This window comes from Kitasatospora sp. NPDC057518, assembly GCF_042802075.1.
Lineage (GTDB): Bacteria > Actinomycetota > Actinomycetes > Streptomycetales > Streptomycetaceae > Kitasatospora.
In genome coordinates this window covers 1-21,894 of the sequence record NZ_JBHVEU010000108.1, presented here as the reverse complement: position 1 = coordinate 21,894, position 21,894 = coordinate 1, and the positions used below count along the sequence as shown (strand labels likewise).

21 protein-coding genes are annotated in these 21,894 nt (G+C 72.1%); 12 read left to right on the top strand and 9 right to left on the bottom strand.

The features are described 5' to 3' along the window. Nucleotides 1-54 precede the first annotated feature (54 nt). The 6 genes from ACFU7Z_RS13940 to ACFU7Z_RS13915 form a co-directional block, all read right to left on the bottom strand. Nucleotides 55-609: a hypothetical protein gene (locus ACFU7Z_RS13940; RefSeq protein WP_049654908.1), complete on the bottom strand. Its 555-nt coding sequence runs from the start codon at nt 607-609 to the stop codon at nt 55-57. Nucleotides 610-676: 67 nt separating this feature from the next. Then, complete coding sequence (locus tag ACFU7Z_RS13935) at nt 677-1,114, bottom strand: hypothetical protein (RefSeq protein ID WP_074000783.1); 438 nt, start codon at nt 1,112-1,114, stop codon at nt 677-679. A 42-nt stretch (nt 1,115-1,156) separates the two neighbouring features. Next, nucleotides 1,157-1,954, bottom strand: a complete 798-nt coding sequence (locus ACFU7Z_RS13930) for a hypothetical protein (protein ID WP_074000784.1) — start codon at nt 1,952-1,954, stop codon at nt 1,157-1,159. A 28-nt stretch (nt 1,955-1,982) separates the two neighbouring features. After that, complete coding sequence (locus ACFU7Z_RS13925) at nt 1,983-2,495, bottom strand: hypothetical protein (RefSeq protein ID WP_380777655.1); 513 nt, start codon at nt 2,493-2,495, stop codon at nt 1,983-1,985. Between the two features lie 71 nt (nt 2,496-2,566). After that, nucleotides 2,567-4,126, bottom strand: a complete 1,560-nt coding sequence (locus ACFU7Z_RS13920) for a hypothetical protein (protein ID WP_380777654.1) — start codon at nt 4,124-4,126, stop codon at nt 2,567-2,569. An 89-nt stretch (nt 4,127-4,215) separates the two neighbouring features. Next, nucleotides 4,216-5,682, bottom strand: coding sequence for a pyridoxal-dependent decarboxylase (locus ACFU7Z_RS13915; RefSeq protein WP_074000787.1), 1,467 nt, complete (start codon nt 5,680-5,682; stop codon nt 4,216-4,218). A 504-nt stretch (nt 5,683-6,186) separates the two neighbouring features. Here ACFU7Z_RS13915 and ACFU7Z_RS13910 point away from each other — a divergent pair. From ACFU7Z_RS13910 to ACFU7Z_RS13885, 6 genes are all read left to right on the top strand, one after another. Beyond that, on the top strand, nt 6,187-6,837 hold the full coding sequence (locus tag ACFU7Z_RS13910) for an HAD family hydrolase (protein ID WP_380777653.1): 651 nt from the start codon (nt 6,187-6,189) through the stop codon (nt 6,835-6,837). Between the two features lie 186 nt (nt 6,838-7,023). Next, nucleotides 7,024-7,752: a VIT family protein gene (locus ACFU7Z_RS13905; protein ID WP_074000789.1), complete on the top strand. Its 729-nt coding sequence runs from the start codon at nt 7,024-7,026 to the stop codon at nt 7,750-7,752. 177 nt (nt 7,753-7,929) lie between these two features. Then, a complete protein-coding gene (locus tag ACFU7Z_RS13900; RefSeq protein ID WP_380777656.1) occupies nt 7,930-10,464 on the top strand; it encodes an ATP-dependent Clp protease ATP-binding subunit in 2,535 nt (844 codons plus the stop codon). A 103-nt stretch (nt 10,465-10,567) separates the two neighbouring features. After that, a complete protein-coding gene (locus ACFU7Z_RS13895) occupies nt 10,568-11,812 on the top strand; it encodes a sensor histidine kinase (protein ID WP_380777652.1) in 1,245 nt (414 codons plus the stop codon). Beyond that, nucleotides 11,809-12,486 carry a response regulator gene (locus ACFU7Z_RS13890; protein WP_380742244.1) on the top strand — a complete coding sequence of 226 codons (678 nt, stop codon included), beginning with the start codon at nt 11,809-11,811 and terminating at the stop codon, nt 12,484-12,486. The genes ACFU7Z_RS13895 and ACFU7Z_RS13890 overlap by 4 nt, the downstream gene beginning before the upstream one ends. A gap of 186 nt (nt 12,487-12,672) precedes the next feature. Then, entirely contained in the window at nt 12,673-12,984 is a 312-nt protein-coding gene (locus ACFU7Z_RS13885; protein WP_117487545.1) for an SHOCT domain-containing protein, read from the top strand. A gap of 129 nt (nt 12,985-13,113) precedes the next feature. On the opposite strand, the gene ACFU7Z_RS13880 is transcribed toward ACFU7Z_RS13885, so the two are convergent. From ACFU7Z_RS13880 to ACFU7Z_RS13870, 3 genes are all read right to left on the bottom strand, one after another. Next, nucleotides 13,114-13,998 (bottom strand): metallophosphoesterase, encoded by an 885-nt coding sequence (locus ACFU7Z_RS13880; protein WP_049654506.1) that lies wholly within the window; start codon nt 13,996-13,998, stop codon nt 13,114-13,116. A gap of 248 nt (nt 13,999-14,246) precedes the next feature. Next, a complete protein-coding gene (locus ACFU7Z_RS13875; protein ID WP_380777651.1) occupies nt 14,247-14,600 on the bottom strand; it encodes a DUF4190 domain-containing protein in 354 nt (117 codons plus the stop codon). A gap of 57 nt (nt 14,601-14,657) precedes the next feature. Next, nucleotides 14,658-14,813 (bottom strand): hypothetical protein, encoded by a 156-nt coding sequence (locus ACFU7Z_RS13870; RefSeq protein WP_158077657.1) that lies wholly within the window; start codon nt 14,811-14,813, stop codon nt 14,658-14,660. Between the two features lie 120 nt (nt 14,814-14,933). Here ACFU7Z_RS13870 and ACFU7Z_RS13865 point away from each other — a divergent pair, with 120 nt between their 5' ends. The 6 genes from ACFU7Z_RS13865 to ACFU7Z_RS13840 all read left to right on the top strand — a co-directional run bounded on the left by ACFU7Z_RS13865 (nt 14,934) and on the right by ACFU7Z_RS13840 (nt 21,850). After that, nucleotides 14,934-15,563 (top strand): TetR family transcriptional regulator, encoded by a 630-nt coding sequence (locus ACFU7Z_RS13865; RefSeq protein WP_380777650.1) that lies wholly within the window; start codon nt 14,934-14,936, stop codon nt 15,561-15,563. Between the two features lie 149 nt (nt 15,564-15,712). Further along, complete coding sequence (locus tag ACFU7Z_RS13860; RefSeq protein ID WP_380777649.1) at nt 15,713-16,576, top strand: serine protease; 864 nt, start codon at nt 15,713-15,715, stop codon at nt 16,574-16,576. Between the two features lie 277 nt (nt 16,577-16,853). Next, nucleotides 16,854-18,374: a S28 family serine protease gene (locus ACFU7Z_RS13855; RefSeq protein WP_053112204.1), complete on the top strand. Its 1,521-nt coding sequence runs from the start codon at nt 16,854-16,856 to the stop codon at nt 18,372-18,374. Nucleotides 18,375-18,559: 185 nt separating this feature from the next. Continuing rightward, a complete protein-coding gene (locus tag ACFU7Z_RS13850; RefSeq protein WP_380777648.1) occupies nt 18,560-19,273 on the top strand; it encodes a TetR/AcrR family transcriptional regulator in 714 nt (237 codons plus the stop codon). After that, nucleotides 19,257-20,891, top strand: coding sequence for an acyl-CoA dehydrogenase family protein (locus ACFU7Z_RS13845; protein WP_074000798.1), 1,635 nt, complete (start codon nt 19,257-19,259; stop codon nt 20,889-20,891). The genes ACFU7Z_RS13850 and ACFU7Z_RS13845 overlap by 17 nt, the downstream gene beginning before the upstream one ends. Further along, entirely contained in the window at nt 20,888-21,850 is a 963-nt protein-coding gene (locus ACFU7Z_RS13840) for an amidohydrolase family protein (RefSeq protein ID WP_380777647.1), read from the top strand. Before ACFU7Z_RS13845 ends, ACFU7Z_RS13840 begins: the two co-directional genes overlap by 4 nt. Nucleotides 21,851-21,894 lie beyond the last annotated feature (44 nt).

The window sequence follows — 21,894 nt, the reverse complement described above, 5'->3', positions numbered from 1 at the left end:
CGACCGGGATGGTCGGGGGCACCGGGCTCTCGTGGTGTCGGCGCCGGGGCCGGGTCAGACCTCGAGGACCCGCAGGGCGGGGTGGTCGACCGTGTTGAGGTAGAGCTTCTCCTTGGTGCCCTCCTGCTCCAGCTCGACGACCAGCCGGTAGCGGTACAGGCCGGGCTTGGCGGTGCTGAGCACGGTGCCGGCCCAGTAGTAGTAGACCGGGGTCAGCGGGGAGCGCATGCGGTCGGGCATGCCGTAGATCTTGAGCTCGGTGAAGAGCTTCCGCTCGGCCACGTCCTCCTCGTCACCCAGTTCGGTGTCGAGGACCACGATGTTGTTGATCTTGGGCATGGGCGGCCAGGTGCCGTCCAGCCGCCGCTCCATGTCGAGCGGGCGGATGATCCAGTTGATCACCTGGCCCTGCTTGCAGACCGTCTCCAGCTGCCGGGTGCCCTGGCCGGACCCGCCGACGCTGTTGTCCATCATGTACATCGCGTCGCCCAGCGAGCGGTTGGCCGTGGCCCGCTCCATGTTCACGAGCGTGACGACGTTGAGCTGGACCGAGTTCAGCTGCCCGGGGTTCTGCTTCCCCTCGGTGGCGCTGCTTGCCGTGGTTGTCAAGGTTCCTCCTTCGAGCGCGCCGCTCCGGGCGGTCCACCCGCCCGGAGCCGTCCGTTGCGCGGAGCGGTCAGGTGGCCCGGCCGACCAGGACGGGCGACACGGTGGTGGTGATCGGCTCGGCCTGGGTGCCCAGCCGGAACCGGATCCGGTACGGCACGGGGGACGCGGCGTCCTTCTTCACCGTCCCGGTCCAGTAGGCGACGTCGGTGCCCGGGTACACCTTCCGGACCGGCTCGCACACCTCGTGGTCGATCTCGATCCCGTCGATGGCCACGTAGGCCTCGCACTCGAGCGCCAGCACGTTCCAGAGCAGCTGGTCGCCGGCCTTGACCTTGGTCCGCAGCTCCTCGGTGCCGAAGTCGGCGGACCCGCCGGCCTTGTTGGTGTCGTACAGGTACAGGTGGCCGTGGGTGCTCTGGGACGCCAGCATGCCCACGCAGTCCACCACCGCGGTGATCGAGATCGGGCGCTTCGGCGTGGTCTTCAGCCGTGGCTTGGTGGTCATCTACTCCTCCTCGTCCTTACGGGGACTTCCTGGGACAGCGGTTCAGCCGAAGGCGGCCGGGGCGATCGGCAGGTAGCCCACGCCCGCCCCGGTGAAGCCGTTCCGCTTGGGCTCCGCGGTGATCCGGAGCTTCGACTCGCAGGTGAGGTTGACCGGCTCCCAGGTCCACTCGCCCGCCCGCTGGATCAGCTCGTGGAGCTGGATCCGCATCTTGTAGCTGTACGTGCCGGGCCGGGAGGTGTCGATCGTCGCCGACCAGTACCAGCCGTCGGTGACCAGGTCCGGGGAGCCGTACTCGGCCGGGTAGATGATCTTCTCGTCCACCGCCTCGCCGAAGATGTCGGTGATCACCGGCGCCGGGTAGCTGTGGGTGTCCTGGCCGTGGTCGGAGACCACCCGGCCGGTGACGTCCAGGACCCGCTGCCCGGAGAGGGCCGCGGTGCGCGAGGCGCCGTTGACCCTGGTGCCGACGGTCTGCCGGATCCGGGTGAGCGCGGCCTCGGTGTCGCCGTTCGCGACCCCGGCCTTCTCGCTCAGGTTCGCGAGCTCCGCCAGCGCCTCCTTCTCGGCCGCCCGCGCCCGGGTGGTGTGGTAGCCGCGGGGCACCGTCGGGGGGATCGAACCGAGGCTGTACGGCAGCCAGTTGAGCACCTGCTCGCCGGCCTGCGAGCCGTCGCTCCAGTAGCTGCCGTTGATCGCGGTGACCAGCTCGCCGGTGCCCTGGTTCAGGGAGCCGTGAAGCTTCATGTTGTCGAACAGATAGGTGTTGCCGGTCAGCGTCCGGGACTCCAGCGCGTTGCCGACGTCCACGAGCACGATGATCGCCAGTTGTTGGGCCATGCGCCCACCCTCCTTGTCGGTGTTCCGCCTACAGGCACATCAGTGCGGGCGAGTCGATGTGCAGCACGCTGTGCTCGCCCTCGTACATCTGGAGCTCCAGCCGGTACCGGTACGGCACCCCGGGCACCAGGTACGGCGGGACCACGCCGGACCAGACGTTGAGGTCCAGCTGGCCGGCCGCCACCCGGTGGTCGGCGGGCGCGGCGCCGTCCACGCCGTCCGCCGCACCGGCGTCCACGCCCTCGACCGCGGAGCCGGCCGGAGCGGCGGGGTCGACGCCGTACGCGTCCGCGCCCGCGGTCCCGTCCGCCGGCACGAAGCTGATGCTCCGGATCTCGACGGGCGTCTGCAGGTCCACCGCCAGGGCGGACCACTGGACCACCTGGCCGGGGACCACCACGGTGACCAGGTCGGGCGTCCCCTGGTTCTTGCTGTCGAACGACCCGTCGTCGATCAGGCAGAGGTTGCCGTTGAGCAGCGACTTGTCCGAGAGCGCGCCGATCACGTCCACCACGACGGCGATGTTCACTTGCGGTTTCATCCTCACTCCATTCCTCGAACCAACGTTCCGGAGCGGCGGTCGTACCGCCCCGCCGGCTTGGTCAGTCCCGGTCAGCCCCGGTCGCGCACCAGCGGCACCTTGCCGACCGACGTCCGCTCGATCTCCGTGGACGCCCGGGGCACGAACTTGACCAGGAACCGGTAACCGGTCTTCTCGATCGAGGCGGGGTTCGCCTCGCCCTGGTTGAACAGCGAGAGCGAGCGGGGCAGCGCGTTGACGAAGACGTGCTGGACCCCGTACGGGCCGAGCGCGGCGTCCATCCGGTACGTCAGACCGGCGACGTCGTCGACCGAGGCCAGCAGCGTGATCGTCTTGCCCTCGCGGTGGTTCACGAACTGGATCTCGTGGGCCACCACGTCCAGGTCCATCGCGGTGGCCTTGAGCAGGTCGTCCCGCAGCGCCTCGTACGCGCGCGGGGCCGAGTACTGGCTGTCGTTCAGGTGCAGGATGTCCCCGGTGCGGCCGGCGAACTCGAACTGGCCGGTCTTCAGCCCGGGCCCGTCCAGCCGCGGGCGGCGGATCATCCGGTCGCCCAGCTTCAGCCGCAGCAGCGGGGCCTCGTGCCCGTGCAGCCGGGTGACGACCAGCTCGCCCTCCTCGCCCTCGGCGACCCAGCGGCCCTTCTCGTCGACGATCTCCACCAGGTGCAGCCCGGGCACGGCCGCCAGGCAGGGGGACTCCTCCGTCAGCTGCAGCCCGATGGTCTCGGCCTGGGTGGCGGCGAAGTAGCTGAGGATCGACAGGTTCGGGTACATCGCCTTGAGCTCCGCCCGCTTGCGCTGCGGCAGCACCCCGCTCCCGTACAGCGCCACCCGGAAGCTCTCCTTGGCCTCCTGGCTCATGCCCGCGCCGAGCTCGCTGAGGATCGCGATGCCCGCGGTGATCCCCATCAGCGCCTTCGGGCCGGGGTAGGAGAACATGTGCTCCAGCACCGGGGCGGTGACCGGCCCCGCGCCGATGTAGTTGACCCCCGGCACCTGGGCCAGCACCCCGCCCACCATGGTGCCGCTGCTCCACATCTGGTAGTCCGCCAGCGTGGTGTACAGCCACTTGGGGTCGGTGCCGGGCAGGTACCTGGCGAGCTGGTAGGCGCCCATGAAGCGGCCGGCCACCTCGTAGGTGTCCCGCAGCTCCCGCAGCGAGTACACCGACTCCAGGGGCTTCCCGCCGCTGGTGCCGCCGCTGGCCACGATCTCGAAGCCGCCGCGCGCCAGCGGCACCACCATGCCCGGGCGCGAACCCATGAAGAACTCGCGCTGGGTCTCCTTGTCCGACAGCGGGATCCGCTGCCAGTCCTCGTACGTCTGCGGGGCGGCGTCGACGCCGGCGCCCGACAGGCGGCTGCGCCAGAGCGGGTTGAGCCGCACCGTGTTGACCATCTGCTGCAGGCGGCGCAGCACCAGGGCGTCCTGGAGCTCGTGCGACACCTCGCTGTACGGCGCCTGACAGACCCGCTCGCACTCGCGGAGCTTGCTCGCGAACGAGGGGAGCTTCTCCACCGCGTCGACCGACTCCGGATTCAGCTCCCACTCGGGGATCAGCCAGCTCGCCAGTTCGTCGATGCCGCCGGGTGCCGCCGGCCGGTCGGGCGCGACACTCACTGCACTCATCGTCAATTCCCCGTCCTTCTGTTGTTCACGTGTTCATGTGCCGTCGTTCGTTCGGCAGGGATTGTTCGGGCACGGTTCTTCGGCGGCCCTCAGCGGGCGTCGGCCAGGAGGTCGGTACCGACCCGCCTGATCTCGCCGAGCAGCATCCGGAAGTGTTCGGCGGTGATCTGGTGGTTCATCATCACCACGCGCAGGGCGGCGACCCCGTCGATGTTCACCTTGGAGATGAAGAAATTCCCCCGGATTTTGATCCGGTTCCTGATCGCCACCTGGAGGCGGTGCACGCCGTCGTCCGGAAGTTCTGCCGGTCGGTAGCGGAAGCACAGGATGTTGGCCTCCGGGCGGTGCAGCGTCTCGAAATCCGGTTCGTCCAGGAGAATCCGGTGGATTTCCCCGGTCAGGTCGCAGAGGTACTCGATCTTCTCGGCGAACAGGGCCGGGCCGTAGACGGACCAGAGGGTCCACAGCGGCATGATCATGGGCCGCTTGGTGCACTCGAAGTTCCGGGCTCCGCTGTCGAGCTCGGTGTAGCGGTCCGGCTCCTCGTCGAAGACGTAGCTGGCGCGCTGCTGGAAGGCCCCGAGGCTGTCCTCCTTGTTCCGGTAGAACAGCAGCGTGCAGGGCGCCGGGACGAACATCATCTTGTGCGCGTCCCAGGCCACCGAGTCGACCTTCTCGATGCCCCGCAGCTTGTGCCGGAGCCGGTCGGAGACCAGCAGGCTGGCGCCGTGGGCGCCGTCCACGTGCAGCCAGATGCCGGCTTCCCGGGCGATGTCGGCGAGTCCGTCGAGCGGGTCGAAGGCGCCGACCGAGGTGGTGCCGGCCGAGGCGACCAGGGCGAACACCTTCAGCCCCCGCTGCTCGGCCGCCGCCAGGGCGGGCCGCACCTGCTCCAGGCAGATCTGCTGCTCCGCGTTGATCGGCAGGCGGACGATCTGCGACTCGCCGATCCCCAGGATCCCGGCCGCCCGCGAGACGCTGTAGTGCACGTCCGCGCCGACCGCGATGGCCGGGCGGGGCAGGCCGTCCCCCGACGGACTGCCGTCCGACCAGAAGCCGGGGAACATCTTGTTCCTGGCCGCCAGCAGCGCGGTCAGATTGGCCAGCGACCCGCCCGAGGTGGTCACCATGGCGAAGGAGTCCGGTTCCCACCCGATGAAACGGTTCAGCTCCTCGGCCATGATGCGCTCCGCCACGCTGGGCAGCTGGCCCGCCTCGTAGAACGAGGACGGCTGGTTGACCACCGAGCTGACGAAGTCGACGACCCCGCCCAGCGGCACCACGCCCGAGAACTGCCGGCCCATGTACCCCGGCGAGTGGACCTGGATCCCCGTCCTGATGTACAGGTCGGTGATCGCGTCCAGCCGCTTCTCGTCGAAGGCCGCGATCTTCTCGCGCTCGGAGGTCATCAGGGCCCTGGCGGCCAGCGTCAGCGTTTCGGGGTCGATGAGTTCGAGCCCTCTGATCGAGGAATCGGCCAGATGGCTTTCGAGCCGGTTCAGTACCGTCTCGGAATTCTCCCGGAACAGCTCGGGGTCGAACGTGTCCGCCGGCATTCCGCCGTCGCACGGTTTTCCGACCCCGGGAGTTGCGGAGCGACTCGGCTTCTGAGCGCCGAGCAGCGATCCGACTCCGCTTTTTTGCTCGATCGTCTTCTGATTCGAGCGAGATTCCACCATAGGAGCCCCCCAATGGCCCTTGTTGAGGACATCGAGACTTTCCCTTTCCGGAACGGTGCATGTCCAGCTGGGTCACTCCAACGGGTGAATCTTCGTTTTTTATCGGCGTTCGATTGCGGCCCGTCGCCGGACGACTCCGGTGTGTGACATTCGGCGTCGCCGCTGGCCAGGGCGGTAGGGCGGCTTGTCACATTTCGAACATTGCAATCGAACGTCGAGGTTGTTATTCGAACGCCAGCCGGGAATGTGCCGTTTTGGCCCCCGGGTCCGCCCGACGGGCCGATTCCGCCCCTTCTGGCCGGTAACGGACCAGGACCGTCGCCCGGTCCTCGTGCCGCACCCGCTACGGGGGCCGGTGATCCCGGGTGATAGGGAGGTGGGATGGCTGAGGTGGCTGAGGTGGCTGAGGTGGCGTTCGACGCGGTGCTGTGCGATGTGGACGGCGTGATCCGGTTCTTCGACGGGAGCCGGGTGGCCGCGCTGGAGCGGGCGGCGGGACTGGCGGAGGGGAGCACGGCGGAGGTCGGGTTCGCGCCGGAGAACGACCTCCCGCTGCTGCTTGGGCGGATCGGGAAGGCGCAGTGGGTGGACTCGATCGCGCGGGGCCTGGCCGGCCGGGTGACGGACGCACAGGCGCGCGCCCTGGCGCAGGCGTTCGCGGATTCGCCGTTCCGGGCGGACGAGGCGGTGGTGGGGCTGCTGCGGCGGGCCCGGGAGCACTGCCGGGTGGTGCTGGTGACCAACGCGACGGCGTGGCTGGACGAGGACCTGGCGCTGCTGGGGCTGACGGACCTGGCGGACGAGGTGGTGAACAGCTCCCGGGTGGGCAGCGCCAAGCCGGACCGGCGGATCTACGAGATCGCCGCCGAGCGGGCCGGGGCGGCGCCCGAGCGGTGCCTGTTCGTCGACGACCGCCAGGAGAACGTGGACGCGGCGGTGGCGCTGGGCATGACCGGGGTGCGCTACCGGGGGCCGGAGGACCTGCGGCGGGCGCTGGCGGCGGTGCTGGACGGGCGGGGGGTGTCGGGCTGACGGGGTGCTGGGCTGAGGGGGCTCGGGTCGGCGGGCGGTGCTCGGGCTGAGGGGGCTCGGGCCGGCGGGCGGTGTACGGGCTGAGGGGGCTCGGGCCGGCGGGTCGTGCTCGGCGGCGGGTGGCGGGGCCGGGGGCGCCGGGCGAGGATCGGGGGGACCGGTCGGACCCCTGGGAGCGGTGGGCGGATGGCTGAGCAGGTCGGGGAGCAGGTCGGGGCGCAGGCCGGGGGGTCGCGGGCGGAGCTGTCCTCGCGCCTGAACTGGCTGCGCGCGGCCGTGCTGGGGGCCAACGACGGCGTGGTGTCGACGGCGGGCATCCTGACCGGCGTGGCGGGTGCGGCGGGCTCCCGGACGGCGCTGCTCGCGGCCGGGGTGGCCGGGCTGCTGGCCGGGGCGATGTCGATGGCGGCCGGCGAGTACGTCTCGGTCAGCACCCAACGGGACACCGAGCGGGCCGCGTTGGCGCGGGAGCGGCGGGAGCTCGCGGAGGACCCGGAGGGGGAGCTCGACGAGCTGACCGACTACTACCGGGGCAGCGGGCTGGCGGACGGCCTGGCCCGGGAGGTGGCGACGGCGCTGACCGAGCGGGACGCGCTGGCCGCCCACGCGCAGACCGAACTCGGCATCGACCCCGACGTGTTGACCAACCCCTGGGAGGCGGCACTGGCCAGCGCGGCGGCGTTCACGCTGGGCGCGCTGGTGCCGCTGCTGGCGGTGCTGCTGCCGCCGGAGTCGTGGCGGCTGGTGGTGACGGTGGTGGCGGTGGTGGCCGCGCTGACCCTGTCGGGCTGGGCGAGCGCCCGGCTGGGGGGTGCCGGTCCGGCCCGGGCGGTCCTGCGCAACGTCGTGGGCGGGTTGCTGGCGATGGCGGTGACGTACAGCGGTGGCGTGCTGCTGGACCAGGTCACCGGGTGACCGCGAACCCCCGGCCGTACGAGCGGACGGGCGGACGGGCGGACGGGCGGACCACCGGACCGTGGCGGCGGGGCCCGGGCACGCCGGGTGACGGCCCCGGTCGGCTCGACGGGCGGGCCGGTCCGCCCTGTGTTTGTGTGGCTGCAAACCGCTTGGGAGAGGTGACTTGCCGTGACCATGCCCCCGTTCGGATCGAACGATCCGTTCTCCGACCTGCTCAGCCGGTTCTTCGGGATGAGCCCGATGGCCTCCCCGCCCGCCGTGCAGCGGGTGCCGATCGGGCGGCTGCTCAGCGAGTCCTCGCAGGAGCTGCTCGCGCTGGCCGCGCAGCGGGCGGCCGAGGACGGCTCCAGCGACCTCGACACCGCGCACCTGGCCTGGGCGGCCACCCGGGTGGACCCCTCGCGCCGGATGCTGGAACGGGCCGGCATCGACCCGGACCGGCTCTCCGGCGACCTGGAGCACGCCCTGCCGTCCGGCAACCCCGACACGGTGGACGGCCGGCCGGCGCTCACCCCCTCGGCCAAGCGCGCGCTGCTCGCCGCGCACGCCCGCTCGCAGGAGGCCGGGGCCTCGTACATCGGCCCGGAGCACATCCTCGGCGCGCTGCTCGACCAGGAGCGCTCGGGCGCCGGGGTGGCGCTGCGCAACGCGGCGCCCTCGCAGGAGGCGCTGAAGTCGGTGCTGGAGGGGCGCGGCACCGGCGGGGAGCGCAGCAGTACGGGCGCCCACCCGAGCGAGACGCCGACGCTGGACGAGTACGGGCGCGACCTCACCGAGGAGGCGCGCTCGGGCCGGCTGGACCCGGTGGTGGGCCGGGCCGAGGAGATCGAGCAGACCGTCGAGATCCTCTCCCGGCGGACCAAGAACAACCCGGTGCTGATCGGTGAGCCGGGCGTCGGCAAGACCGCGATCGTCGAGGGCCTGGCCCAGCGGATCGTCTCCGGGGACGTGCCGCAGAGCCTCAGGGAGAAGCGGGTGGTCACCCTCGACCTGACCGCGCTGGTGGCCGGCTCCAAGTACCGGGGCGAGTTCGAGGAGCGGCTGAAGAACGTGATCGACGAGGTCACCGCGGCCGAGAAGAGCGTGATCCTGTTCCTGGACGAGCTGCACACCGTGGTCGGCGCGGGCGGTGGCGGCGAGGGGTCGATGGACGCCGGCAACATCCTCAAACCGGCGCTCGCGCGCGGTGAGTTGAGCGTGGTCGGCGCGACCACCCTGGACGAGTACCGCAAGCACGTGGAGAAGGACGCCGCGCTGGAGCGCCGCTTCCAGCCGGTGCTGGTGCCCGAGCCGAGCGTCGAGGAGACGATCGAGATCCTCCAGGGGCTGCGCGACGCGTACGAGGCGCACCACCAGGTGCGGTTCACCGACGAGGCGCTGGACGCCGCGGCGACGCTCTCCGACCGGTACGTCAGCGACCGCTTCCTGCCCGACAAGGCGATCGACCTGCTGGACCAGGCGGGTGCGCGGGTCCGGCTGCGCAGCCTGAGCGGCTCCACCGAGGCGACCGGGGTGCGGGACCGGATCACCAAGCTGAAGCGGGAGCTGGACGAGGCCGTCGCGGACGAGGAGTTCGTCCGGGCCGCCAACCTGAAGACCGAGCTGCGGCAGACCGAGGACGAGCTGGCGGCGGTCGCCGAGTCCCGCGAGGAGGTCGTCGACGTGACGGCCGACGACATCGCGCAGGTGCTCTCCTCCCGGACCGGCATCCCGGTCGCGGAGCTGAACGCGACGGAGAAGGAGCGGCTGCTCAAGCTGGAGGACCACCTGCACCAGAAGGTGATCGGCCAGGACGAGGCGGTCACCGCCGTCTCCCAGGCGGTGCGCCGCGGCCGGGCCGGGATGGGCGACCCGGAGCGCCCGACCGGCTCCTTCCTCTTCCTCGGGCCGACCGGCGTCGGCAAGACCGAGCTGGCGAAGGCGCTGGCGGCACTGCTGTTCGGCGACCCGGACCGGATGATCCGCTTCGACATGAGCGAGTTCCAGGAGAAGCACACCGTCTCCCGGCTGGTCGGCTCCCCGCCCGGGTACGTCGGCTACGAGGAGGCCGGGCAGCTGACCGAGGCGGTGCGCCGCAAGCCGTACAGCGTGCTGCTCTTCGACGAGGTGGAGAAGGCCCACCCGGACGTCTTCAACCTGCTGCTCCAGGTGCTGGACGACGGGCGGCTGACCGACTCCCAGGGGCGTACGGTCGACTTCCGCAACACCGTGGTGATCATGACCAGCAACATCGGCTCGCAGCGGATCCTCGACCACGCGGGCAACGTAGACGAGATCCGAGACGACCTGATGCGGGACCTGCGGCAGCACTTCCGGCCGGAGTTCCTCAACCGGATCGACGAGGTGATCGTCTTCCACGCGCTCACCCGGAAGGACCTGCTGTCGGTGGTGGACCTGCTGCTGGAGCGCAGCCGGCGGCGGCTGCGGGCCCAGGACATCCGGCTGGAGGTCACCGAGGCGGCCAAGGAGTACCTGGTCAACCGGGGCTACCAGCCGGAGTTCGGGGCCCGGCCGCTGCGCCGGACGATCCAGTCGGAGCTGGACAACCGGATCTCCAACCTGCTGCTGGACGGTTCGGTGCGGGAGGGGGACACCCTGATCGCGGAGGTCAGCGACGGGGAGCTGGTGGTCACGCTGGCGCGGCCGGAGGCCTCGGCGACCTTCGAGGAGGCGGAGGCGAAGGCTGCCGCCGCTGCCGCCGAGGGCTGATCCGGTCGCGGCGGGCCTGGTTCGGGCGTACTCCAGGGGGAGTACGCCCGAACGCCACTGCTGGAGGACGCGTGGGGGCGCGGCGCGGGTCTAGCTTGTGGGCATGATGCCGCCCACCTCCCCGCCGACCGAGCCGCCCGTGGCGGAGCAGCCGCCGGGGGAGCCGTCCGAGCCGCCGCGCCCGCCGTGGGCGCGCGCGGCCGCGGTGGGCCACGCCCTGGGGCCGGCGGTGGCGGTCGCGGCGATCCAGGTGGTCGGCTCGACCGTCGCCGCGCACGGCCAGCACGGGCGGGTCCCGCTGGACGCCCTCGGCTACCTCCTGCTGCTGCTCGGGCCTGCCCTGCTGGTGCTGCGCGGCCGCCGGCCGGTCGCGGTGGCGGCCGGCACCTCGGTGGTCACCGCCGGGTACCTGGCCGCCGGGTACCCGTACGGGCCGGTCTTCGTGAGCTGGCTGATCGCCTGCTGCGCGGCGATCGGCTCCGGGCACCGCCGGGCGGCCTGGACGGGCGCGGCCGGGGTCTACCTGGTGCACCTGCTGGGCGCCTTCGTGCTGCCGGCGAGCTGGCAGCACGCCGCCCCGCCGTCCGGCAGCGTCTGGCCGCAGGAGCTCGGGCTGCTGGCCTGGCTGCTGCTGGTGATGGCGGGCGGCGAGCTGGTCCGGTTCCGGCGCGAGCGGATCGCCGCCCACCGGGCCTACCGGCAGCAGCTGGAGGAGCGCCGGGCCAACGAGGAACGGCTCAAGATGGCCCGGGAGTTGCACGACATCCTGGCGCACAGCCTGTCGCTGATCAACATCCAGGCCGGGGTCGCGCTCGCGCTGCTCGACCGGCGGCCGGAGGAGGCGCGCGGCGCGCTGGTCACCATCAAGTCGACCAGCAAGGAGGCGCTCGGCGAGGTCCGCCAGGTGCTCGCGACGCTGCGCGGGCCCGGCGCGCCGCCGCGCGGGCCGGCCCCGGGGCTGGACCGGCTGGACGAACTCACCGAGCAGGCGGACCGGGTGGGCCTGGAGGCGGAGGTGCAGGAGCGCGGCGAGCGGCGCGCGCTGTCCGCCGCCGTCGACCTCACCGCCTTCCGGATCGTCCAGGAGGCGCTCACCAACGTGGTCCGGCACTCGGCGGCCCGGCAGGCGGTCGTGGTGCTGGACTGGACGGACCGGGCCGTGCTGGTGGTCCGGGTGGAGGACCCGGGGCCCGCGGTGCCCGGTGACGCGGGCGGGTCGGGCAGCGGGCTGGTCGGGATGCGGGAACGCGCGGCGGCGTTCGGTGGCACCATCACGGCGGGGCCGCTGCCCGACGGCGGCTTCCGGGTCCGGGCGGAGCTGCCGACACCGAAGGCGGAGAGCGATTGATTCGGGTACTGCTGGCGGATGACCAACTGCTGGTCAGGGCGGGCTTCCGGGCCCTGCTGGACCTCCAGGACGACCTCACGGTGGTCGGCGAGGCGGACGACGGCGAGGCCGCGGTCCGGCTCGCCCGCGAACTCGTGCCGGACGTCGTGCTGATGGACATCCGGATGCCGCGGATGGACGGGCTGGAGGCGACCAGGAGGATCGCCGAGGACCCGGCGCTGTCCTCCGTGCGGGTGGTCGTGCTGACCACCTTCGAGCTGGACGAGTACGTCTTCGAGGCGCTGCGCTCCGGGGCGGCGGGCTTCCTGGTCAAGGACACCGAGCCGGCCGACCTGCTGCGGGCGGTCCGGGTCGCCGTCGCGGGGGACGCGCTGCTCTCGCCGGGGGTCACCCGGCGGCTGATCGGCGAGTTCGCCGCCCGGTCGAAGCGGCCCGAGGCCGTGCCGCAGGGGCTCTCGGACATCTCGATGCTGACCGAGCGGGAGCGTGAGGTGCTGGCGCTGGTCGGGATGGGGCTGTCCAACGAGGAGATCGCCCGGCGGCTGGTGGTCAGCCCGCTGACGGCGAAGACGCACGTCAGCCGGGCGATGGTGAAGCTCGGGGTGCGGGACCGGGCGCAACTGGTGGTGCTGGCCTACGAGTCGGGGCTGGTGCGGCCGGGCTGGCTGGGCTGAGTGCGGAGGCGGTCGGGGCGCGGGCTGCTCCCGGGCCGGAGCGTCGCGGGTGGTTCGTACTCTCCCGGGAGTATCCCAACTGCCGCTGCTGGTAGGACGCGCGATGAGGGTCTTCGGCGGGACGCTTCAGGTGTCTCGGGGACCGCCCGAGGTGCTGGAAGCCCACCACCGAGGAGTTGAACCACCATGTACACCCAGCTGGCCGACTGGCACGGCCCGGGCCCGTGGATCCTGCTGATCCCCCTGGTCTGGATCGCCGTGGTGGTCCTGGTGATCGCGGTCCTGCGCCGCACGGTCTGGCGGCGGCACGGCTGCGGGTACGGCGCCAGGGCCGGGTTCGGGCCCGGATCGGGAGCCGGGGCCGTCGCGGAGCATCCGCTGGCCGTCCTGGGCCGCCGCTACGCCGAGGGCGACATCGACGCCGAGGAGTACCGCGCCAAGCGGGCCGTGCTCAGCGAACCGCCGCGGGGCGACCCCGGAGGAGGTGGCGCCAAGTGACCGCCCCGGGCGTCGTACGGGGCGCCGCCGCCCGGGTGGCCGACGACCGGGTCGCCGACGCCGTGGAGGTCCACGGTGTCGGCGGCACCGGGGGCCGGCAATCCGGCCGCGTGACGGTGGGCCGGAGGCTCAGCCCGCCTGCTGCGGGAAGACCTCCCGCAGCAGCGGGTCCGGCAGTCCGCGCTTGCGCCACTCGCGCGGGTAGCCGAGCGAGACCTCCGTGAACGGGACGCCGTCGTAGGTGGTTCGGCGCGGGATGTGGAGGTGGCCGTAGATCATCGCCGCGGTGTTGAACCGGGTGTGCCAGTCGGCGGTCAGCTCGGTCCCGCACCACTGGGCGAACTCGGGGTACCAGAGGATCTCGGTGGGCTGACGGACCAACGGGTAGTGGTTGACCAGGACGAGCGGGATGTCCGGGTCGCAGGCCGCCAGTCGCTTCTCGGTCAGCCGGACGCGCTCGCGGCACCAGGAGTCGCGGTCCGGGAACGGGTCCGGGTAGAGCATCCGCTCGTCCGCGCAGACGATGCCGCTCTCGTAGGCGGCCGCCAGGGAGGCCTCCTTGGTGGTCGTGCCCGGCGCGCGGAAGGTGTAGTCGTAGAGGAGGAAGAGCGGGGCGATGCGGACGGGTCCGCCGGGGCCCTCCCAGACCGGGTACGGGTCCTCGGGGGTCACCACGCCGAGCCGGCGGCAGCGTTCCACCAGGTGCTCGTAGCGGGCCACTCCGCGCAGCTGGACCGGGTCCTCGGGGTGGGTCCACAGCTCGTGGTTGCCGGGCACCCACACCACGCGGGCGAAGCGTTCGGCGAGCAGGCCGAGGGCCCACTCGATGCTGGTGGTGATCTCGGCGACGTCACCGGCGACGAGCAGCCAGTCCCCGGGGTGGGAGGGCTGGAGCTTCTCCACCAGGTCGCGGTTCTCCTGGTAGGAGATGTGCAGATCGCTCACGGCGAGCAGCCGTCCACCCGTCGGGGTGGTCCGTTCCGGCTGTGCCTCGCTGCGGTTCTCCGTAGTCACTCCTGCCCCCTGAGGTCGCCCGGCCAATGGGGCCCACCCTACGTGGCGGGCGGGGGGAGTGGGGCGGGTTGACGGGATCAGTCGTTCGAACCGTCGGTTCAGGAGCCGAGGTCAGCCCGGCGATTCACCGGTGGTTCACCGGCGGGTCAGGGCCGGGACGGTGGATCGGGAGCCGAGCGGAAGGCGGGCTGAGGACGGGAGGTGGGATCAGGAAGTGGGAGTGGAAGGGGAGTTGGGGTTGAGCCGGTTCAGGAGCTGATGTCGATGAGCACCCCGTGGGAGGTGGCGGTGGTGACGGCGAGGATCGCCAGCGAGGCGATGCCGAAGGTCAGGCCGAGGACGGCGCGGCCGCGCCGGTTGGTGCCGCGGACCAGGGCCAGGGTGGCCAGGGTGATGGCGATCGGCCCGAGGACGATGTTGAACAGCAGCAGGCCGGGCAGGCCGAGGAGGAAGGAGGCGACAGCGAGTCCGTCGGCCTCGGCGGTGCCCTGACGGCCGGTCGCCTGACGAGCAGTCTGCTGGGCCTGGCGCTCCGGGCGGTCAATGTTCTGGCGGCCGATGGCGAGGCGGCCGGTGGTGACACGGTCGGTGACGGTGCTCATGGTGGTGCGGGTCCTCTCTGGAGAGTGGCCGCGGGTGCGGTCCGCGGAGCGGCCGGGTCAGCGGTGCCGGAGGCGGGCGATGCCCTCGCGGGCGCCGAAGGCGAGCAGCCAGGCGGTGATGCCGGCGGAAGCGGCGAGGAAGACCGGGAGCGAGGTGTGGGCGGCGGTGCCGATCAGGATGCCCATGGCGACCAGGGCGGAGAGCAGGATCACGGCTGACTCCTTCGGCTGCGGCTGGGACTGCGCCGATTTCGGTTGACAAGTGTTCACTGACTTCGGCCCCACTCTACGCTCGGCTGGCCAAGTTCGGCAAACGAATGTTTACTGAATGGCGTGAGTCACACCGTTGGGGCCAGGCAGGCCCAGAAGCAGCAGAGTCGGCGGGCCTTGCTGGATGCCGGGCTGCACCTGTTGGCCGATCAGAACCTGGCGAGCCTGGGCGTCCGCGAGGTCACCCGCGAGGCGGGGCTCTCCCCGGCCGCCTTCTACCGGCACTTCCCGGACCTCGCCGCCCTCGGGGTGGCGCTGGTCGAGGAGTCGCTGGCCAGCCTGCACATCATGATCCGTTCGGTGCTCGCCGAGGCCGGCGACGCCGAGGAGCTGATCGACCGCGCGGTGGACGTGATCGAGCGGCACGTCCGCGAACACCGGCCGCACGTCCGCTTCCTGGCGCGCGAGCGGCACGGCGGGGTGCGGCGGGTGCGCGAGGCGATCGACGCCGAACTCGGCCGCTTCGCCGCCGAGGTGGGAGCCGCCCTGGCGCTGCAGCCGCAGTCGCGGGGGTGGAGCGAGCAGGACCTGCGGATGCTCGCCGAGCTGCACGTCGACCACATGGTCTCCACGGCCGCCGCCTTCCTGGAGGCGCTGGAGACGGACCCGGCCCGGGAGCGGCGGATCGCCGCCACCGCGCGCCTCCAACTGCGCCTGATCAGTCTCGGTCGGGAGCACTGGCAGGCGGGTTGACCGTCCGGGCGTTGGCCGGGTGGCGACGATAACCGGTCATTGCGGCTTGGGCGGTTCTTGGTGTTGCTTTGACTCTTGACAGTGGGTCATGTCCGCGACAGCTTTGGTGCACCCCCACCAGTGGATCCCCCCACACCGAGAGGTCTCTCATGAAGAAGCCGCTCAAGCCGCTCATAGGCACGGTCGCCGCGTTCCTGGTCGCCGGGGCCACCGCCCTCGGCGGAGCCGCTCCGGCCCAGGCCGCGGCCTCCGCCGACAAGTCCGCAGCCAAGCCCGTCACCGCCGTCAACTTCGCCGGGACGGTCGCCCTCAGCAACTGCTCCGGTTCGCTGGTGCGGATGCCCGGCTCGACCGCGAACGACCCGGCCCTCATACTCTCCAACGGCCACTGCCTGGAGACCGGCATGCCCGGTCCGGGCGAGGTGGTCCTCAACCGGTCCTCCAGCCGGACCTTCACCCTGCTCAACGGGAGCGGCAGCGGTGTCGCCACGCTGCGCGCGAACAAGATCGTCTACGGCGCGATGACCGACACCGACGTGTCGATCTACCAGCTGAACACCACCTACGCCTCGATCCAGTCCCGGTACGGCATAGCCCCGTTGACGATCGCCGCCACCCACCCGGTCCAGGGCGCCTCGATCAAGGTCGTCTCCGGCTACTGGAAGAAGATCTACTCCTGCTCGGTGGACGGCTTCGCCTACCGGCTGAAGGAAGCCGACTGGACCTTCAAGGACTCGGTCCGCTACACCTCCACCTGCAACGTGATCGGCGGCACCTCCGGCTCGCCGGTGGTCGACGCCTCGACCGGCCAGGTGGTCGCCGTCAACAACACGATCAACGAGAGCGGCGAGACCTGCACCCTGGACAACCCCTGCGAGGTGGACCAGAACGGCGCGGTGACGGTCCGTCCGGGCATCGGCTACGCCCAGGAGACCTACGGGATCCCGGCCTGCTTCGCCGCCGGCAACCGCTTCGACCTCACCCTCGCCGGCTGCACCCTGCCCCGCCCGTAAGCCACCAGGGCAACCGCGCTGACCAGCACTTTTCCCCCGATGGGCCATCCGCGAACGGCGGGTGGCCCATTCGGCCGTCCATCGGTCGGCCACCGCTCCACCCGGCTCCACCCGGCTCCACCCGGCCGTCCACCAGTCGGCCACCGCTCCACCCCGTTCCACCAGTTCCACCAGTTCCACCAGTTCCACCGCGCTCCACCCGCACCATCCGCTCCACCCGCGCCGCGCGGCCGTACCGGCGGGCGGCGATCATGTCAGCTGAACAGATGGAGAGTTGATGACCACCACCGTGAGAAGGCTGCTGGCTTCCGCCCTGCTGATACCGCTGCTCGCGCTCGGCGGCCTGGCGAGCCCGGCGTCCGCCGCCGACGGCCAGGGCGCGCAGGGTGCCCAGGGGGCGCAGGGTGACCAGGGCAAGGGGTCCCGCCACGGCCGGAGCCCCGCCGACGACCCGACCGCCGACATCAAGGACCGCCTGGCGGCGATCCCCGGCGTGACGATCACCGAGGAGAAGCCGACCACCACCGGTCACCGCTACTTCGTCGCCACGTACACCCAGCCGATCGACCACTTCCGGCCCTGGCTGGGCACCTTCCAGCAGCGCTTCAGCCTGCTGCACCGCGGCTACGACCGCCCGACCGTCTTCTACACCAACGGCTACACGCTGGGAACCAACCCGTCCCGCACCGAGCCGACCCGGCTGGTGGACGGCAACCAGGTGTCCATCGAGTACCGGTTCTTCACCCCCTCCCGCCCGGAGCCAGCGGACTGGTCGAAGGCCGGCATCCGCCAGGGCGCCGCGGACTCGCACCGGCTGGTGACCGCGCTCAAGCGGATCTACCAGGAGGAGTGGCTGTCCACCGGCGCCAGCAAGGGCGGCATGTCCTCCACCTACTTCCGCCGCTTCTACCCGGACGACGTGGCCGGCACGATCGCCTACGTCGCGCCGAACAACACGAACGTCAACGACTACCAGGCGTACAGCGACTTCTTCCGGACCGTCGGCACCCCCGAGTGCCGGGCGAGGCTGAACGCGGCCCAGCGCGAGCTGCTGGTGCGCCGTGACCGCCTGGTGCCCCGCTACGTCGCCGACAACAAGGCGTCCGGCTCCACCTTCAACACCCTCGGCTCCCCGGACCGCGCGTACGAGGCCGGGGTGCTGGACGTGGTCTGGGGCTTCTGGCAGTACAGCCTGGAGGCCGACTGCGCCAAGGTCCCGGTCGCCGCGACCGCGACCGACGACGAGCTGTACGCCTGGTTCGACTCGCAGTCCGGCATCACCGGCAACAGCGACCAGTCGCTGGCGAAGTACACCGCGTACTACTACCAGGCCGCGACCGAGCTGGGTGCGCCGTTCTTCGACGTCTCGCACCTGAAGGACGTGCTGCACTACGACTACAAGGAGCTCTACTCGGTCCGCAGCTACGTGCCGAAGGAGATCCCGACCGTCTTCAACCCGAACGCGATGCCCGACATCGACCGCTGGGTGAAGCGCGAGGGTGAGCGGATCATGTACGTCTACGGCGGCAACGACCCGTGGGGTGCCAAGCCGTTCCACCTCGGCCGGGGCAGCGAGGACAGCTACGTCTACACCGTGCCCGGCGGCAACCACGGCTCGAAGATCGAGCAGCTGCCCGCCGCGCAGTCAGCGGAGGCCACCGCCAAGGTGCTGGAGTGGGCCGGTCTGGGCGACGCGAACGCCGCCCGCTCGCTCGCCAAGACGCCGCAGCCGGGCTCGGACTTCGGCCCGCTGGACGTCGAGGGCCAGCGGCTGGAGCAGGAGCGCCGCCCGCTGTAGCCCTCGCGCTCGCGCTAGGCAGGTCGCACCACCACGCACGAGGAGGAGGCCGTCCCGGAACCCGGGGCGGCCTCCTCGCGTCGTCCCGCGCCCCCGCGCCCGCACGTCCCCCGCGCCCCGCCGGCGGGAAGGTCGGGCCGCCCCAGCCCCTCCCCGAAGCAGTGAATCAGTGCTTCAATGCTTGCATGGCCTACCGACGCACGCCCGCCGTACAAGCCCGCCTGGACGCCCAGCGCGAAGCGGTGCTCCAGTCGGCGGTCGGCCTGCTCGCCGAGCGCGGCTACGGCGGCTGCACGATGGCCGCCGTGGCGGACCGAGCCGGGATCGCCACCGGCAGCCTCTACCAGCACTTCAGCGGCAAGGCCGAGCTGTCGGTGCAGCTGTTCCGCCGGGTGGTCACGCACGAGATCGACGCGGTCAACGCCGCCGTCGCCCGCCAGGACACCCCGAGGCGGCGGATCGCCGCCGTGGTCGAGACCTTCGCCGCCCGCGCCCTGCGCGCGCCCCGGCTGGCGTACGCGCTGCTGGTCGAGCCGGCCGACGCGGTCGTGGACGAGGAGCGACTGGTGTTCCGGCGGGCGTTCCGGGACGTGATCGCCACCGAGATCGCCGCCGCCGTGGCGAGCGGCGAACTGCCCGAGCAGGACCCGGTGCTGACCGCCGCCGCCCTGGTCGGCGCGGTTGGCGAGGCCCTGGCCGGCCCGCTCGCCGCCGCACCCGGAACAGCCGTACCCGGAACAGTCGCGTCCGGAGCAGCTGCCACACCCGGAGCGGCCACACCCGGAACAGCCGGGACCGGAGCCGCCGAGCCCGAACAGAGCGACAAGACCACGGTGGTCCCCGCCCTGGTCTCCTTCACCCTGCGTGCCCTGGGAGGACGCGATGACAGCGACGCATGAGGTCACCAACCAGGTGCCCCTGCCGTACGGACACGACACCGCCGCCGACCCCACCCTGCTCGCCGCCCTCCAGCGGGCCGACGCCGGCTGGGCCGAGCCCGAGCTGCGCGAGCTGGGCCGGCTGGCCGGCTCCGAGCAGGCCGCCGAGTGGGCCCGGCTGGCCAACGAGAACCCGCCGGTGCTGCGCACCCATGACCGCTTCGGCCACCGGATCGACGAGGTCGAGTTCCACCCGGCCTGGCACGAGCTGATGCGCACCGCCGTCGGGTACGGCCTGCACGCCGCCCCCTGGCGCGACGAGCGCCCCGGCGCCCACTCCGCCCGCGCCGCCCGGTTCTTCGTCTGGGGCCAGGTCGAGGCCGGCCACACCTGCCCGATCTCGATGACCTACGCCGCCGTCCCGGCCCTGCGCGCCAACCCGGCCCTGGCCGCCGAGTTGGAGCCGCTGCTGGCTGCCCGGGAGTACGACTACGGGCTGCGCGAGCCGCGTACCAAGCGCGGGCTGATCGCCGGCATGTCGATGACCGAGAAGCAGGGCGGCTCGGACGTCCGCACCAACACCACCACCGCCACCCCGCACGCCGACGGCACCTACCGGCTCACCGGCCACAAGTGGTTCACCTCGGCGCCGATGTCCGACCTCTTCCTGACCCTCGCCCAGGCCCCGGGCGGCCTCAGCTGCTTCGCGCTGCCGCGCGTCCTGCCGGACGGCGGCCGCAACCGCCTGCAGCTGATGCGGCTCAAGGACAAGCTCGGCAACAAGTCCAACGCCTCCGCCGAGTTGGAGTACGACGGCGCGGTCGGCTGGCTGGTCGGCGAGGAGGGCCGGGGCGTCCCGACCATCATCGAGATGGTCAACATGACCCGCCTGGACTGCACCGTCGGCGCGGCCTCCGGCATGCGCTACGGCGCCACCCGGGCGGTGCACCACGCCCTGCACCGGCGGGCGTTCGGCAAGGCGCTGGTCGACCAGCCGCTGATGCGCAACGTGCTCGCCGACCTGGTGGTGGAGTCCGAGGCGGCCACGATCGTCGCGATGCGGCTCGCCCGGGCCACCGACCGCGCCCTGGCCGGCGACGAAACCGACGCGCTGGTCCGGCGGTTGGGCCTCGCGGTGGCCAAGTACTGGGTGTGCAAGCGCGGTCCGGCGCACGCCGCCGAGGCGCTGGAGTGCCTGGGCGGCAACGGCTACGTGGAGGAGTCCGGGATGCCCCGGCTCTACCGGGAGGCGCCGCTGGTGTCGATCTGGGAGGGCTCCGGCAACGTCGCCGCCCTGGACGCGCTGCGCGCCATGGCCAAGCGCCCGGAGACCGTCGAGGCCTTCCTCGGTGAACTCGACGCCGCCGCCGGCGCGGACCGCCGGCTGGACGCGGCCGTCGCCGCGCTGCGCAAGGAGCTGACCGACCCGGGGGACCTGGAGTACCGCACCCGTCGGCTGGTCGAGTCGATGGCGCTGGCCCTCCAGGGCTCGCTGCTGGTCCGGTACGGCAGCCCGGCGGTCGCCGACGCGTTCTGCGCGAGCCGGCTCGGCGGCGACCACGGCGCGGCCTTCGGGACCCTGCCGTCCGGCGTCGACACCGGGGCGATCATCGACCGCGCCCGCCCGGTGATCGCGTGAGCGACCGGGAGGCGGAGGGCGTCCGGGCGTTCTGGCAGGGCCTCGGCCTGCCGGGGCTGATCGACGTGCACACCCACTTCATGCCGAAGAACGTCCTCGACAAGGTGTGGGCGTACTTCGACGCGGCCGGCCCGCTGGTGAACCGCCCGTGGCCGATCACCTACCGCGAGGCCGAGGAGCAACGGGTCCGGCGGCTGCGGGACTTCGGCGTCCGGGCGTTCACGTCCATGCTCTACCCGCACAAGCCCGGCATGGCCGGCTGGCTGAACGGCTGGGCCGCCGACTTCGCCGACCGCACCCCGGAGTGCCTGCACACCGCGACCTTCTTCCCCGAGCCCGGGGCGCCCGGCTACGTGGCCCGGGCGATCGAGGACGGCGCCCGGGTGTTCAAGGCGCACCTCCAGGTCGGCGGCTACGACCCGGCGGACCCGCTGCTGGACGGGGTCTGGGGGCTGCTCGCCGAGACCGGCACCCCGGTGGTCACCCACTGCGGGTCCGGGCCGGTGCCGGGCAAGTTCACCGGCCCCGGCCCGATCGGCGCGGTGCTGGAACGGCACCCCGGCCTGGTCCTGGTGGTCGCCCACCTCGGGATGCCCGAGTACGGCGACTTCCTCGACCTGGCCGAGCGCCACCCGGCCGTCCGGCTGGACACCACCATCGCGTTCACCGACTTCGCCGAGGCCGACGTCCCGTTCCCGCGCGCGGAACTGCCGCGCCTGCGCGGGCTGCGGGAGCGCGTCCTGCTCGGCAGCGACTTCCCCAACATCCCCTACCGGTACGTCCACCAGCTGGAGGCGCTGGCCGGGCTGGGGCTGGGGGAGGAGTGGCTGCGGGCGGTCTGCCACGACAACGCGGCCGCCCTCTTCGGACTCGGACCGGGCCCCGAACCGCGACCCGAACCGCGACCCGAAGCGGGGCCCGAACCGGGGCCTGAACCGGGGCCTGAACCGAGGGGCTGATCACCGCACCGTCCGCAGCACCTCCAGCGCCCGGGCGTGCAGCC